The organism is Streptomyces boluensis (assembly GCF_009908195.1).
In the GTDB taxonomy this organism is placed as follows: domain Bacteria; phylum Actinomycetota; class Actinomycetes; order Streptomycetales; family Streptomycetaceae; genus Streptomyces; species Streptomyces boluensis.
In genome coordinates this window covers 1-14,990 of the sequence record NZ_JAAAHS010000174.1, presented here as the reverse complement: position 1 = coordinate 14,990, position 14,990 = coordinate 1, and the positions used below count along the sequence as shown (strand labels likewise).

11 protein-coding genes, 1 tRNA gene and 1 pseudogene are annotated in these 14,990 nt (G+C 69.3%); 5 read left to right on the top strand and 8 right to left on the bottom strand.

What is annotated here, in order from left to right:
* The 3 genes from GUY60_RS21305 to GUY60_RS39755 all read right to left on the bottom strand — a co-directional run.
* Positions 1-1,194: metallopeptidase domain-containing protein (locus GUY60_RS21305; RefSeq protein WP_161700229.1), on the bottom strand; the 1,194-nt coding region annotated here is incomplete at its 3' end.
* Between the two features lie 173 nt (positions 1,195-1,367).
* Positions 1,368-2,801: a sulfatase-like hydrolase/transferase gene (locus GUY60_RS21300; protein WP_312866374.1), complete on the bottom strand. Its 1,434-nt coding sequence runs from the start codon at positions 2,799-2,801 to the stop codon at positions 1,368-1,370.
* Between the two features lie 102 nt (positions 2,802-2,903).
* Entirely contained in the window at positions 2,904-2,999 is a 96-nt protein-coding gene (locus GUY60_RS39755) for a putative leader peptide (RefSeq protein ID WP_312866373.1), read from the bottom strand.
* A gap of 139 nt (positions 3,000-3,138) precedes the next feature.
* On the opposite strand from GUY60_RS39755, the gene purF reads away from it, so the two are divergent.
* The gene (gene purF / locus GUY60_RS21295) at positions 3,139-4,665 is read left to right on the top strand and encodes an amidophosphoribosyltransferase (protein ID WP_161700226.1); all 1,527 of its coding nucleotides are present in this window, start codon (positions 3,139-3,141) and stop codon (positions 4,663-4,665) included.
* A 44-nt stretch (positions 4,666-4,709) separates the two neighbouring features.
* Positions 4,710-5,780, top strand: a complete 1,071-nt coding sequence (gene purM / locus GUY60_RS21290; protein ID WP_376771289.1) for a phosphoribosylformylglycinamidine cyclo-ligase — start codon at positions 4,710-4,712, stop codon at positions 5,778-5,780.
* Positions 5,781-6,007: 227 nt separating this feature from the next.
* Here the strand turns inward: purM and GUY60_RS21285 are convergent, their stop codons facing one another.
* Both GUY60_RS21285 and GUY60_RS21280 read right to left on the bottom strand, forming a co-directional pair.
* Complete coding sequence (locus GUY60_RS21285; RefSeq protein WP_161700222.1) at positions 6,008-6,265, bottom strand: DUF3073 domain-containing protein; 258 nt, start codon at positions 6,263-6,265, stop codon at positions 6,008-6,010.
* 337 nt (positions 6,266-6,602) lie between these two features.
* Positions 6,603-7,700, bottom strand: a complete 1,098-nt coding sequence (locus tag GUY60_RS21280; RefSeq protein ID WP_161700220.1) for a Leu/Phe/Val dehydrogenase — start codon at positions 7,698-7,700, stop codon at positions 6,603-6,605.
* 187 nt (positions 7,701-7,887) lie between these two features.
* Between GUY60_RS21280 and GUY60_RS21275 the strand changes: the two genes are divergently transcribed.
* Entirely contained in the window at positions 7,888-8,748 is an 861-nt protein-coding gene (locus tag GUY60_RS21275) for a DUF8083 family protein (protein ID WP_161700218.1), read from the top strand.
* A 517-nt stretch (positions 8,749-9,265) separates the two neighbouring features.
* Positions 9,266-9,472, top strand: coding sequence for a developmental transcriptional regulator BldC (gene bldC, locus GUY60_RS21270; RefSeq protein ID WP_003949541.1), 207 nt, complete (start codon positions 9,266-9,268; stop codon positions 9,470-9,472).
* Positions 9,473-10,059: 587 nt separating this feature from the next.
* Here the strand turns inward: bldC and GUY60_RS21265 are convergent.
* From GUY60_RS21265 to hrpA, 3 genes are all read right to left on the bottom strand, one after another.
* Positions 10,060-10,278, bottom strand: a complete 219-nt coding sequence (locus GUY60_RS21265) for a DUF6274 family protein (protein ID WP_161700216.1) — start codon at positions 10,276-10,278, stop codon at positions 10,060-10,062.
* Between the two features lie 110 nt (positions 10,279-10,388).
* Positions 10,389-10,463: transfer RNA gene (locus GUY60_RS21260), tRNA-Asp, on the bottom strand.
* Between the two features lie 107 nt (positions 10,464-10,570).
* A complete protein-coding gene (gene hrpA, locus GUY60_RS21255) occupies positions 10,571-14,530 on the bottom strand; it encodes an ATP-dependent RNA helicase HrpA (protein WP_161700214.1) in 3,960 nt (1,319 codons plus the stop codon).
* 82 nt (positions 14,531-14,612) lie between these two features.
* On the opposite strand from hrpA, the pseudogene GUY60_RS21250 reads away from it, so the two are divergent.
* Positions 14,613-14,990 (top strand): annotated as a pseudogene (locus tag GUY60_RS21250) (hypothetical protein); the annotation flags it as partial.

Sequence of the window (14,990 nt, the reverse complement as noted above, 5' to 3'; positions counted from 1 at the left end):
GCCCTCCCCCTGCGCCCGCGCCCCGCCACCCGCAGCGTCCCCGGAACCGGAACCGGAACCACGCTCCGCGAGGCCACCCGCAGCGTCCCCGCCACCCGCCGGAACCCCGTCCAAACTCACCGCGACCGTAGCCGCCCCGTCGCCCGACTTCACGACCTTCACCTCGACCCGGTTCGCCTTGTCGGTGAGGCGCGTGCCGACCGCGAGGGCGTCGGCGTCCGGGTCGCCCTTGTCCGACCAGTGGTCCGCGTCGGGTGTGGTGTCGACCAGCGCCGACTTGGCGTAGGACCCCTTCGGTACGCGGTAGGCGTGCACGCCCGAGATGCCCTGGTCGAGGGTGCCGGACGCGCCGCGTACCTCCACGACCAGGCGGTCCTCGCCCACGGGGATGTCCAGGGCACGCACCCCGTCGCCCGCCCCGTACAGCGAACGCAGTGTGTACGTACCGGATTTGTCGACCCGTACCGCCTCCGCACCGGAGAGCCACTTGCTGTGGATCAGCTCGGGCGAGGTGAGCCCGGCCCGCCAACCGCCGCCGCCCATGGGCGTCTTGTGGCTGGTGTCGTCGCTCAGTTCGCAGGACGCGAGGTCGGTACCGGAGCAGCGCTCGCGCATGTGGTGGCTGTAGCCGAAGTTGTGCCCGAACTCGTGGACAAGCGCGGTCATCGAGATGTCCGCGCCGTCGATGGGCATCCAGGTGGTGCCGCCGCCGACGGTGCCGAGCGCCAGGTAGTCGCAGCCGGTCTTCTCATTGGGGAAGACGATGGACACGTGCTCGTAGTCGTCCTCCGTGATGCCCCGGTCCGCCAGGGCCCGGTACGTCAGGTCGGAGATCTTCCCGCTGTCGCAGCCCGCGCCCGCCATGGGCAGGTCGATCGGCCCGAGCACCCCGTCGTCCCCGTCGTCCCCGTCGTTCCCGGCGGGTACGAAGCGGGTCGATTCCCGGGTGACCTCGTTGTAGTACGAGGTCAGCGACTCGCTCCCGCCGAAGTACGCGTTCTTCAGGAGCTTCTCCGTACCCGCCGCGTCCGGGAAGGAAGAGTCGGTGAAGTTCACCATCACCACCTGCACCCGGCGCTCGGCCGCCGAAGGCGCGGGTGCGGGCGCGCCGAACGCCGGGGACTGCGCGGCCGCGGCCAGCGCCACGGAGCCGCAGGCGGCCGATATCAGCAGAGCGCGCGGGGACAGACGCATGTGGGGGGTCCTTCCGAAAGGCATGCGGGGTGCACGGCGATCAACTGGCCCGTGCCTGCGGCACGTTAGCGATCAGCCCTCCGGAAGAGACCCCCTCACGACCCCGCTTAGGCCGCCCTTAAGCCCGCCCTAAGGAACCGGCCCCGCACCGCCGGTTCGGGAAGCCCCAGCTCTCACGCCGGATAAGGCAACAACCCCTTGTCCGTACGCTCCCAAGCCGCCCGCAACCGCCCCAGCAACTCCGGCTCCGCGCCCGCCCGGTCGGCCTGTTCGCGCTGGTCCGAGTCGAGGTGGAACAGCTGGTCCGCGCCGGACTTCCCCCGGTAGTACTTCCACGGCCCACGCCGCAGCGCCCGCTCCCCCCGCACCCGCCAGAACAGCTCGCGCTCCGCGATCTCCTCGCCACGCAGCAGGTACCCGGCGAGACTCGTGCCGTCCAGCGGGTACGCGGGATGCGGCCGCGCCCCGCCAAGCTCGAGCAGGGTCGCCGTCCAGTCGGGCGTGAACACCGGCACGTCACTGACCTGCCCGCCCCCGATCCGCGCGGGCCACCGCAGCAGCGCGGGCACCCGTATCCCGCCCTCCTGCAGCGAGGACTTGTTGCCGCTCAGCGGCCAGTTGTACGAGAACCGCTCGCCGCCGTTGTCGCTCGCGAAGAACACGAGCGTGTCCCGCTCCTGCCCGGACTCCCTGAGCGCGTCGAGCACCCGCCCCACCGACCGGTCCAGGTCCTCGACCATCTCCTTGTACTTGGCGAGCGAACCCCCGTCCGCGTGCCAGAGCGCCCGCTTGTCCCCGGCCTTGATCCGCCGCACGATCTCGGCGCTCGCCGCCTCGTCACCGTCCGCGATCCAGGGCCAGTGCGGGGTGGTGAAGTTCAGGTTGAGCAGCCACGGCTTCCCGTGCTCACGCCGTACGTACGCACTGGCACGCTCCGTCAGTACGCGGGTGTAGTACCGCAGGTCCTTGTACTCCGCGTCGCCCTCCCGCACCCGCCCCTCGAAGAGGTCGTACTCCCCGCCGAGCCCGAGCTTGGAGTAGTACTCCAGAGCCCCGCCGAAGTTCCCGAAGAACTCGTCCCAGCCGGACTTGGTGGGCGAGTAGTCCGGCAGGTACCCGCAGTGCCACTTGCCGATCAGCGCGGTCGCGTACCCCGCGTCCCGCAGCAGCGAGGCCAGCGTCGGATGCGTCGGCTCGAGCCCCACCGACCGGTCCGCGATCGGCTCCGCGAGCCCGCCCTCGGTACGGCCGGGGAAGCGCCCGGTGTAGAGGCTGAACCGGGTCGGCGAGCAGGTCGCGGACCCGGAGTACGCATCGGTGAACCGCACACCCTGCCGGCCGAGCCGGTCCAGGTTGGGGGTCTCGATATCGGGCGAGCCGTACGAGGACAGATCAGCCCAGCCGAGGTCGTCCCCCAGGATGAACAGGATGTTCGGCCGCCGCCCGTGCCGCCCAGGCTCAGCCCGGAACGGCCGCTCAGCGGAAGAGGCGGCCTGCGCCTCACCGGCGGGAAGCCCGACAGTGGCAGCCGCGGCAGCCGCAGCGGCCGCACCCGCCACCCCACCGAAGGCACGCCGGGACAACTGGTCATGGTCGTACGAGGACACAGCGCACTCCTGAGTACGGCTGCGGCGCACGGATCGGCGGCAGGCAGCCGGAAGTAAGGGGAGAAGAAAGAAGGCCGACGAATCGGCGGGGAGAAGAACTACTCAGCAGGCGCAGCGACAGATGGCGCTCGCGACACGGACCAGGTCGACGTGGCGGCGCTCCACAAGGGTGACCGTCGGGTCACTGAGGGGCTGCATGATCAGGGAGCCTGGCGCAAGCCGCGCGTACCTGTCAATGAGGCGCCCGAAGCTTCCCGAGTGCGAGCCGTGTCACCTACGCGCGTTGACCAGCGTCCCCAATTCGGACCAGTGGTCGATCTCGCCTACACTCGGTGGCGTGCCTCGTGGTGATGGACGACTCAACCACGACCTGCTCCCCGGTGAGAAGGGCCCCCAGGACGCTTGCGGCGTCTTCGGTGTCTGGGCTCCGGGTGAAGAGGTCGCCAAGCTCACCTATTTCGGACTGTATGCCCTGCAGCACCGTGGACAGGAGTCCGCGGGCATCGCAGTGAGCAACGGGTCCCAGATCCTCGTCTTCAAGGACATGGGTCTGGTCTCGCAGGTCTTCGACGAAACCTCTCTCGGCTCCCTCCAGGGCCATATCGCGGTCGGTCACGCCCGCTACTCCACCACCGGAGCCTCGGTGTGGGAGAACGCGCAGCCGACGTTCCGTGCCACCGCGCACGGCTCGATCGCGCTCGGCCACAACGGCAACCTGGTCAATACGGCCCAGCTCGCCGAGATGGTCGCGGACCTGCCCAAGGAGAACGGCCGCGCGACCCAGGTCGCCGCCACCAACGACACCGACCTGGTCACCGCGCTGCTCGCGGGCCAGACCGATGCCGACGGCAAGCCGCTGACCGTGGAGGAAGCCGCCGCCGTGGTGCTCCCGAGCGTCAAGGGTGCCTTCTCCCTCGTCTTCATGGACGAGCAGACGCTGTACGCGGCCCGTGACCCGCAGGGCATCCGCCCGCTGGTCCTCGGCCGCCTGGAGCGCGGCTGGGTCATCGCGTCGGAGTCCGCGGCCCTGGACATCTGCGGCGCCGCGTATGTCCGCGAGGTCGAGCCGGGCGAGATGATCGCCATCGACGAGAACGGGATGCGAAGCTCCCGATTCGCCGAAGCAAAGCCCAAGGGCTGTGTCTTCGAGTACGTCTACCTGGCCCGCCCCGACACCGACATCGCCGGGCGGAACGTCTACCTCTCGCGCGTGGAGATGGGCCGCAAGCTGGCCCAGGAAGCGCCGGCCGACGGCGACCTGGTGATAGCCACGCCGGAGTCCGGCACCCCCGCCGCCGTCGGGTACGCGGAAGAGAGCGGCATCCCGTACGGCGTGGGCCTGGTGAAGAACGCCTACGTCGGCCGGACCTTCATCCAGCCCTCGCAGACCATTCGCCAGCTGGGTATCCGGCTGAAGCTGAACCCGCTCAAGGAAGTCATCAAGGGCAAGCGTCTGGTCGTCGTCGACGACTCGATCGTGCGCGGCAACACCCAGCGCGCCCTGGTCCGCATGCTCCGCGAGGCCGGTGCCGCCGAGGTCCACGTCCGGATCTCGTCCCCGCCCGTGAAGTGGCCCTGCTTCTTCGGTATCGACTTCGCCACCCGCGCCGAGCTGATCGCCAACGGCCTGTCGGTCGAGGAGATCGGCAAGTCCATGGGCGCCGACTCGCTGGCGTACATCTCCATCGACGGCATGATCGAGGCGACCACGATCGCCAAGCCGAACCTCTGCCGCGCCTGCTTCGACGGCGAGTACCCGATGGACCTCCCGGACCCCGAGCTGCTCGGCAAGCAGCTTCTGGAGACCGAGCTCGCGGCCGGTGCCGCCGGCACGGCGGCGACCGAAGCGATCCGTCGCCCGTAACACCTCGCAGTAACGACACGAAAGCTCTCACCACCATGTCTGAGATCACTGGGACGACGGGTGCCAGCTACGCAGCTGCGGGCGTCGACATCGAAGCGGGTGACCGCGCGGTCGAGCTGATGAAGGAGTGGGTGAAGAAGACCCAGCGCCCCGAGACCACCGGTCTCGGCGGCCTCGGCGGCTTCGCCGGCCTCTTCGACGCCTCCGCCCTCAAGCGGTACGAACGCCCCCTGCTCGCCTCCGCCACCGACGGCGTCGGCACCAAGGTCGACCTCGCCCGCAAGCTCGGCGTGTACGACACGATCGGCCACGACCTCGTCGGCATGGTCGTCGACGACCTGGTCGTCTGCGGCGCCGAACCGCTGTTCATGACCGACTACATCTGCGTCGGCAAGGTCCACCCCGAGCGCGTCGCCGCCATCGTGAAGGGCATCGCCGAAGGCTGCGTCCTGGCCGGCTGCGCCCTCGTCGGCGGCGAGACCGCCGAGCACCCGGGTCTCCTCGGCGTCGACGACTTCGACGTCGCGGGCGCCGGTACGGGCGTCGTCGAGGCCGACCAGGTCCTCGGCGCCGACCGGATCCGCGAAGGCGACGTGGTCATCGCGATGGCCTCGTCGGGCCTTCACTCGAACGGGTACTCGCTCGTCCGGCACGTGCTCCTGGACCGCGCGAAGATGTCCCTCGACGCGCAGGTCGCCGAGCTCGGCCGCACGCTCGGCGAGGAGCTCCTCGAGCCCACCCGGATCTACTCCCTGGACTGCCTGGCGCTCACCCGCACCACCGAGGTGCACGCCTTCAGCCACGTCACCGGCGGCGGCCTCGCCAACAACCTGGCCCGCGTCGTCCCGGACGGCCTGCACGCCACGGTCGACCGCGCGAGCTGGACCCCCGGCCCGGTCTTCGACCTCGTCGGCAAGGCCGGTCAGGTCGAGCGACTGGAGCTGGAGAAGACGCTGAACATGGGCGTCGGCATGATCGCCGTCGTCCCCCCGTCGTCCGTGGACGTCGCCCTCGCCACCCTCGCCGACCGCGGCGTGGAGTCCTGGGTCGCGGGCGAGATCACCGCCCGCGGCGACCACAAGACGGGCGCGACCCTCATGGGTGACTACGCCTGAGACGGCGTCCGAAATTAGCCCCTCCGGCGATTGAGGTGGGGGTCCCCCCTGCTCGAGCGAAGTCGAGAGCTTGGGGGAGGCGTCCGGGCAGGGCCCCGCTCCTCAGCCGCGGAAGAGGGCAAGAGGGAACTGCCCGGCCAGCCCAGCACCGTAAAGCAAGAAGACAGCACGAAACCCGGTCCGGCGAAACCCGGGACCGGGTGAAGTGCGGCAGAGCGGCGAGCTGGTTACGCGCCGCGGCGTTGTTGCGACGAAGGACCGGACTCGTCGTCCTCGTCCTCATCGTCGTCGTTATAGAGATCCGCGTACTGGGAGTACGGGTCGTCCTCGTCCTCGTCATCCTCGAACGGCTCGCCGTTCGGCGGCTGGTTCGAAGTCGAAGCGCCCAGCTCATTGGCCAGACGCGACAGGTCAGTCCCGCCGCTGCTGTACTTCAGCTGGCGGGCGACCTTCGTCTGCTTGGCCTTTGCCCGGCCGCGCCCCATGGCTCGACCCCCTCGGATACGGGGCTCGACGGCCCCAGAGTCTTGACACGCGTTCATGATTCAGAACGGACTCTCCTCGGAGAGACCGGTCCGTAGGGCTTCAACGGTACCTGCTTCGGCGGCCATACGGTACGCCGCCCACAGGACGCGCCTTGCCCTGCGACCGTGGAGGAGCATCGTCCTCGCTGGTCAACAGCGATTTTAACCTCTTCTGAACGGGCGACCCGCCGACGGGGGTGAGGCTTGTCTCGTCGAAATCGTGAGACAGGCCCGACCCCCGCCGACAGCATCACCCGGAGTGAACCTTGAGTGAACGCGGTCACCCGGAGTCATCGGTTCAGTGGGTGCGACGGGCCTCGGCCATCCGCTGCTCGGCGATCCGGTCGGCCGCCGCGGCGGGCGGAATCCCGTCCGACTTCGCACGTGCGAAGATCGCGAGCGTGGTGTCGTAGATCTTGGACGCCTTGGCCTTGCAGCGGTCGAAGTCGAAGCCGTGCAGCTCGTCGGCGACCTGGATGACGCCACCGGCGTTCACCACGTAGTCCGGGGCGTAGAGGATCCCGCGGTCGGCGAGGTCCTTCTCCACCCCGGGGTGCTCCAGCTGGTTGTTGGCCGCGCCGCAGACGACCTTGGCGGTGAGCACCGGGACGGTCTCGTCGTTGAGGGCGCCGCCGAGCGCGCACGGGGCGTAGATGTCGAGGCCCTCGGTACGGATCAGCGCCGCGGTGTCGGCCACGGCGGAGACCCTGCCCGGGTGCCGGTCGAGGACGCGGCGGACCGACTCCTCGCGCACATCGGTGATGACGACCTCGGCGCCGTCCTCCAGGAGGTGCTCGACGAGGTGGTGGCCGACCTTGCCGACGCCGGCGACGCCGACCTTGCGGCCCTTCAGCGTCGGGTCGCCCCACAGGTGGTCGGCGGAGGCGCGCATGCCCTGGAAGACGCCGTACGCGGTGAGCACGGAGGAGTCTCCGGCGCCGCCGTTCTCGGGCGAGCGGCCGGTGGTCCACTGGCACTCGCGGGCGACGACGTCCATGTCGGCGACGTACGTACCGACGTCGCAGGCGGTGACGTAGCGGCCGCCAAGCGAGGACACGAACCGGCCGTAGGCGAGCAGGAGTTCCTCGCTCTTGAGGGTGTCCGGGTCGCCGATGATCACGGCCTTGCCGCCGCCGTGGTCGAGCCCGGCCATGGCGTTCTTGTACGACATCCCGCGCGACAGGTTGAGCGCGTCGGCGACGGCCTCTTCCTCGCTCGCGTAGGGGTAGAAACGGGTGCCGCCGAGGGCGGGGCCCAGGGCGGTGGAGTGGATCGCGATGACGGCCTTGAGGCCGCTGGCGCGGTCCTGGCAGAGCACGACCTGCTCATGACCACCCTGGTCGGATCGGAACAGGGTGTGCAGTACGTCGGCAGGTGCGCCGGTCACTTCGGTCACGGTGGTGACTCCCATGTGTGTTGCGGCGAATACAAGGCTCTCCTGCGGGTGGGGAGAGCTGTGAGCAAGAGAGTACGACCTGCCATGCGCTCCGGTGCCGCGGTGCCGTGGATCACTCTCCCTCACGGCGGGGCCGTGGGACGATTCGCTGGGTTTTCCCGTCGGCCGTGAGGGGAGGGAGCAAGGCGTGCCCGAAGCGACTCCATCCGCAGCGCTCTGCGTCCCGTACGCGTCGTACCTGCGGGTCTATGAGCCCCTTGCCGCGTTTCCCGAGCCCGAGCGCGCCCACTGGGCGCGCTACGCGGAGCGCGCCGACCATCCCTCGTATCAGGACGAACTCCGGCGTTCCTTGAGCGACTTGTTGCCCACACCGCCCGTTCCGGTGCCGGTGCACGAGAGCGCCGACGCCTTTGTGGCGTACGTCGACGAGGTGCTCGTCGTCTGCCCCTGGCGCACTCGGCTGCGCGGCTGGCAGGCGCTGGGGGATCTGGCCGAGGAGCTGCCGCTGCCGGTCCTGGACGCGGTGCTGCCGCCGGTGCTGCGCCGGCAGGCGAGCGTGGACTACGAGGAGTGGCGCGAGCGCAACCCGGACGCCCGCCCCTGGATCCGCACCGCGACCTGGCACGTGCCGCTGCACTGGTTCGTGCTGGTCTCCGACGAGGAGCGGCGGTACGAGAAGGGTGCCGGGGACGGTGAGGCCGGTGCGCCGGGCTTGAGGTACCGGACGCCGATGGTGGAGGCCCGGCGCCGGGTCGCGCGTGGCCTCAAGGTGCTGCGGGACGCGCTGGACGAGGGGGCGCTGATCGACGGCCTGGTAGATGTGGGGCGTTGGCTGGAGGAGTTCCACCCCCGTTCGCTGGTCGAGCTCGACTACGGCGGTCTGGTGCACGCCCTTCCGGCCGACCGGCTCGACGCGGATCACTCGGCGGCGGATGTCGCGGAGGGCCTGGCGGCGCTGCGTGACGGGGACGGTGCCGGGGCCGGCGAGGCGTATGCGCGACTTGTGGAGCGGTGGCGCGCGGTGCGCGAGCGGCGGCTCGCAAGCTAGTAAGTACCGGGACATGCCGGGCACTTCTGGGTCAAAGCCTCGGGCGACGTGGGTCTATCGTCAAGGGACCGCGAGGACGTAGGTCCCGATCCGGGCTTTTGTGTCAAGCGTGACGGACCGCACTTACATCGCCCTTGCCCTCTTCCCCTACCCTCGTGCCAAAATAGGACAAGGAGCCCGGGGAGGGCTCCTTCCGTCCGTGTATGGGCGGAGTGCTCGGCATTGCACTCTATGGGGGGCCTGATGACTCCTGATCACCCTGTGACTGATCGTCACAGTGGCGTGACTGTCCGCTATGGGGCGGTCCATCGGCTTCCGCCGCTGATGGACACCTGAGAGGGCAATTCCATCGGTTTGGCCGACGCGGCTGGACGGATGGTGTAGTTGTAGTGCCGAGGACAAGCCGTTCGTCCTATAACCGACTCGACCCGCGTCCGCCATTTCGGGCAACGTGGGTCAAGGTGCAGAATTTAGAGGAATGAACCGAGAAGGTTCGGTTCACCCGAGGAGGCCGCTCATGACCGCTCGCACCCCTGATGCCGAGCCGCTGCTGACCCCGGCTGAGGTCGCCACGATGTTCCGCGTCGACCCTAAGACGGTCACGCGCTGGGCGAAGGCCGGCAAGCTCACGTCCATCCGCACGCTGGGTGGGCACCGTCGTTACCGCGAGGCTGAGGTCCGCGCACTGCTTGCGGGTATTCCGCAGCAGCGCAGCGAGGCCTGAATTACCGCTTAGCGCCGCATTACAGGGCAGTTGAGGGTCCCCCAACCCGAAATCGCCCGCCACAGCTCCATATGACGGGAGACCTGCCCCAACAGGCTCCACGCCCGAGCATCATGGGTACGTCGTCGATCGCGCTGGACTCCGCCGGGTCCAGCGCGATCTTTTTTGTGCCCGGAGGGCGTCGTGCGGCTCGGGTGAAGTGCCCACGGGCTGCCGGTGGTTGGGCCTCGCGGCCGTCCCGTACGCGTCTCGCGCGCGTCTCGTACGGGCCCTCGTGCGGGTCTCTGTTGGTCCCTGAACGCCTGGTCGGGCCAGACGTGTTGGAGCCTGAGGGGGTCTGTGGAAGTGGGCCGGGAGAGCCTCGGTAGGTGGTGCAATTGCACATATTAAATTGACCCCATGTAGGGCGGGTGTAAGTTTGGCGGTTTCCAAAACTCGTTCGGTGACACCCGTCACATGGTGTGACGCTTGTTGCTGAAGTCGCCTTTGCGCTAAGGGAGATCACGCGGTTCCGGGTGCCGGCCGCTTCCTCTGCTCTCCTCAGCCTCCCACCGGCAGAGCCCTTCGCGGGGCGGCATTGGTCATGGCTAGGCGGGACTTTCGTCCTCCGTCGGCCCGTGCGGCCCCTGCCGGTCGTTCGCGGCGCGGCTCGACTCGTTGGCCGCGCGGCCCGACGGTTCCAGGGCGAGCCGCAGCAGTCGGTGACAGATGGGGCAGTGCCGGGTCAGGTGGCGGTACCCCGAGGCCGCGGCCAGATGGGCGCGCAGCAGCGCGCGAGTCTCGTGCCGTCGTGGGGACGCCCGCATGTGCGACCTCCTTGCCCCGTCCACCCTTTGATGTGTGAGTACCGGCGCCGGGCGGCGGAGTCAAGACACGACGAAGCCCGCATCCAGAGGATGCGGGCTTCGATCTACTGCGGTCCTGACGGGATTTGAACCCGCGGCCTCCACCTTGACAGGGTGGCGAGCACTCCAAACTGCTCCACAGGACCAGGTTTCGCGGCGCTTTTGCTGCGTTGCGCTGCGAGAAGAGACTCTACAGCAGTCGGCGGGCGCTGGTCGAACTCGCTCTGCGTGAGCGGCCGGACACGGATTTCCGCTACGGCGCGGCCGCGTCGATCGCCTTCACGATCCGCTTGTCCGAGACGGGGTACGCCGTGCCGAGCGCGTGCGCGAAGTAGCTGACCCGGAGCTCCTCCAGCATCCAGCGGATGTCGCGCACCGCTTGCGGAACCGGGCGGCCCTGCGGCAGTTGCTCGAGCAGCCAGGCGTACTCGTCCTGCATCTCGTGGACCTTCTGCATCCGCGTGGTGTCCCGCTGCACGTTGGTCGGCATCTGCTGGAGCCTGCGGTCGGCCGCCGTCAGGTACCGCATCAGGTCGGGCAGCCGGCGCAGCCCCGCCGCGGTGACGAAGCCGGGCTTCACTAGGGCGTCGAGCTGGGCCCGCACGTCCGTGAGGTTGGCAAGCAGCACCGGGGAGTTGGTGGACTTGAGGCGCCGCTCGCAGGCCTGCCAGGCGGCGAGCACCTGCTGCACCTGCCCGACGGTGTGCACGGTGGCGTCGACGAGGTCGGCACGCACCTTCTCGTACAGCTTGCGGTACGCCTCCTCGTCCCACACCGGCCCGCCGAAGTCGGCGATCAGCTGGTCCGCGGCGGCGGTGGCGCAGTCGTCCACCAGGGCCTGGATGGAGCCGTGCGGGTTCGAGGACAGGGTCAGCTTCTGCGGGTTGGTGAGCTTGCCCGTGGCGAACTTGCCGGGGTTCACCGGGATGTTGAGGAGGATCAGCCGCCGGGTGCCCTGCCACATCGCCTGCTGCTGCTCGGCCTCGGTGTCGAAGAGGCGTACGGCCACGCTCGTGCCCTCGTCGACGAGTGCCGGGTAGGCCTTCACGGGCTGGCCCGCGCGTCGCGTCTCGAAGACCCGCTGCAGGGTGCCGACGGTCCAGTCGGTCAGCCCGGCGCGCTCGACGGACTCGCCGCCGGAGCGCTCCGCGGTGGCCGCGGCGGCCTGCGAGATCGCCTTGCGGGCCTTGGGCCGCAGCTGGAGCTTGAGCGCCTCCAGGTCCTTGTCCTCGGCGAGCTTGCGGCGCCGCTCGTCGACGATCCGGAACGTGATCTTCAAGTGATCCGGTACGCGGCTGAGGTCGAAGTCGTCCGGCGCGACGGGCACGCCGACCATCCGCTGCAACTCCCGCGCCAGCGTGACGTGCAGGGGCTCCTGCAGCGGCACCGCACGCTCCAGGAAGGCCTTCGCGTAGTTCGGCGCGGGGACGTAGTGCCGGCGTACCGGCTTGGGCAGGGAGCGGATCAGCTCGATCACGACCTGCTCGCGAAGGCCCGGGATCTGCCAGTCGAAGCCCTCGTCCGTGACCTGGTTGAGGACCTGGAGCGGCACGTGCACGGTCACGCCGTCCGCGTCCGCGCCCGGCTCGAACTGGTACGTCACCCGGAACTTGAGCTCGCCCTGCCGCCACGAGTCGGGGTAGTCGTCCTTCGTGACCGCCTCGGCGGACTCGCGGATCAGCATCGACCGCTCGAAGTCGAGGAGTTCGGGCTCCTCCTTGCGCTTGTGCTTCCACCAGGAGTCGAAGTGCGCGCCCGACACCACGTGCTCGGGGATGCGCTGCTCGTAGAAGTCGAAGAGGGTCTCGTCGTCGACCATGATGTCGCGGCGGCGCGCCCGGTGCTCCAACTCCTCGACCTCGGTGAGGAGTTTGCGGTTGTCCGCGTAGAACTTGTGGTGCGTGCGCCAGTCGCCCTCGACCAGGGCGTTGCGGATGAACAGCTCGCGGGAGACCTCGGGGTCGATGCGGCCGTAGTTCACCTTGCGCTGCGCGACGATCGGTACGCCGTACAGCGTGACCTTCTCGTACGCCATCACCGCGGCCTGGTCCTTCTCCCAGTGCGGCTCGGAGTACGTGCGCTTCAGGAGGTGCTCGGCGAGCGGCTCGACCCACTCCGGCTCGATCTTCGCGTTGACCCGGGCCCAGAGCCGCGAGGTCTCCACCAGCTCGGCGGACATGATGAACCGCGGCGGCTTCTTGAACAGGGCGGAGCCGGGGAAGACCGCGAACTTGGCGTTGCGGGCGCCCAGATACTCGTTCCGCCCGCCGCCGCGCTGCTTCGGGTCGCTCTCCTTGGACTCCTTCACGTCCTTCATCCCGATATGGGAGAGGAGGCCGGCCAGGAGGGAGATGTGCACCCGCTGCTCGGGGGCGTCGTCCTCGTTGAGGTGGATGCCCATCTGCTTGGCGACCGTGCGCAGCTGGATGTAGATGTCCTGCCACTCACGGATCCGCAGGAAGTTCAGGTACTCCTGCTTGCACATCCGGCGGAAGGAGCTGGAGCCGCGCTCCTTCTGCTGTTCCCGTACGTACCGCCACAGGTTGAGGTACGCGAGGAAGTCGCTCGTCTCGTCCTTGAACCGGGCGTGCTGCTGGTCCGCCTGCGCCTGCTTCTCCGACGGGCGCTCGCGCGGGTCCTGGATGGACAGCGCGGCCGCGATCACCATGACCTCGCGTACGCAGCCGTTCTTGTCGGCCTCCAGGACCATCCGGGCGAGCCGCGGGTCGACGGGCAGCTGGGCGAGCTTGCGGCCCTGCTCCGTGAGCCGCTTGCGTACGTCCTTCTGCTTGGGGTCCAACGCGCCCAGTTCCTGGAGGAGTTGGACGCCGTCGCGGATGTTGCGGTGGTCCGGCGGGTCGATGAACGGGAACTTCTCGATGTCGCCGAGCCCGGCCGCGGTCATCTGCAGGATGACGGAGGCGAGGTTCGTACGGAGGATCTCCGCGTCCGTGAACTCGGGCCTGGCGAGGAAGTCGTCCTCGCTGTAGAGCCGGATGCAGATGCCGTCCGACGTACGCCCGCAGCGGCCCTTGCGCTGGTTGGCGCTGGCCTGGCTGACCGCCTCGATGGGCAGCCGCTGGACCTTGGTGCGATGGCTGTAGCGGGAGATACGGGCATTGCCCGGGTCGATCACGTACTTGATGCCCGGCACGGTCAGCGAGGTCTCCGCGACGTTCGTGGCGAGCACGATCCTGCGGCCGGTGTGCTGCTGGAACACCCGGTGCTGCTCGGCGTGCGACAGGCGCGCGTACAGGGGGAGGACTTCCGTGAACCTGTACTTCTTCTTGTCCAGCGCGTCCGCCGTGTCCCGGATCTCGCGCTCGCCGGAGAGGAAGACCAGGATGTCGCCCTTGCCCTCGCCCTGGAGCTCCTCGACGGCATCGCAGATCGCGGTGATCTGGTCCCGGTCGGCGTCCTCGGAGTCCTCTTCGAGCAGCGGGCGGTACCGCACCTCCACCGGGTACGTACGGCCGCTGACCTCGACGATCGGGGCCTCGCCGAAGTGCCGGCTGAAGCGCTCCGGGTCGATGGTCGCCGAGGTGATGACGACCTTCAGGTCGGGGCGCTTCGGCAGCAGCTGGGCGAGGTAGCCGAGCAGGAAGTCGATGTTCAGGGACCGCTCGTGCGCCTCGTCGATGATGATCGTGTCGTACGCGCGCAGCTCGCGGTCCGTCTGGATCTCGGCGAGCAGGATGCCGTCCGTCATCAGCTTCAGGAACGTGTTGCCGCCGACCTGGTCGGTGAACCGCACCTTCCAGCCGACGGTCTCGCCGAGCGGCGTGTCCAGCTCGTCCGCCACCCGCTCCGCGACCGTGCGGGCCGCGATCCGGCGGGGCTGGGTGTGCCCGATCATGCCGCGCGCGCCCCGGCCGAGCTCCATGCAGATCTTGGGGATCTGCGTGGTCTTCCCGGAGCCGGTCTCACCGGCGACGATCACGACCTGGTGGTCCCGGATCGCCGCCAGGATCTCGTCCTTCTTCTGGCTGACCGGAAGCTGCTCGGGATACGTGATCGGCGGCAGCGCCGCACGCCGCTCCCGTATCCGGGCAGCGGACTTCCCCGCCTCGGCCACGATCTCGTCGAGGACGGCCTGACGGGCCTCGGGCTTACGGATCCTGCGGCTGCCGTCGAGGCGGCGGCCCAGGCGGTGCGCGTCACGGAGCGAGGCCTCGTCGAGGAGCCGGGCGAGTTCGGCATACGAAGTAGACATACGAGCCCCAGGATCTCACCCGGCTGTCGGCGCTGGCGAACGCATTACTGTCCGCTCTGTCCCGGTGGTGCAGTATGGAGCCATGCCGCCTCAGCCCGCCCGCCGTCACCGCCGCGCGGTGACGCTTCTGCTGGGCGCGCTCCTCGCGTTGCTCACGCTGGGCCCGGCCTGCGGTCCGGCGAACGCGGGGACCGGCACGACCACGGAATCCGTACGCGCCGCGGCGCCCGCGCTCTCGGGGCCCGCACTCTCTGCCCCCGCACTCTCTGCCCCCGCACTCTCGGGGCCCGCGCTCGACGACGGCACCGGCTGCGGCAAGAAGCGGGACGGCCAGGGTGGCCAGCCCGTCGCCCCGTCCCGCGGCACCGCCCACGAACAGCTGGCCTCCACGCTGTCGTACGAGCACGGCTCCACCGGCGACTGGACGGCCGACGGCGACCCCGCCGGTGTCACCCCCGAC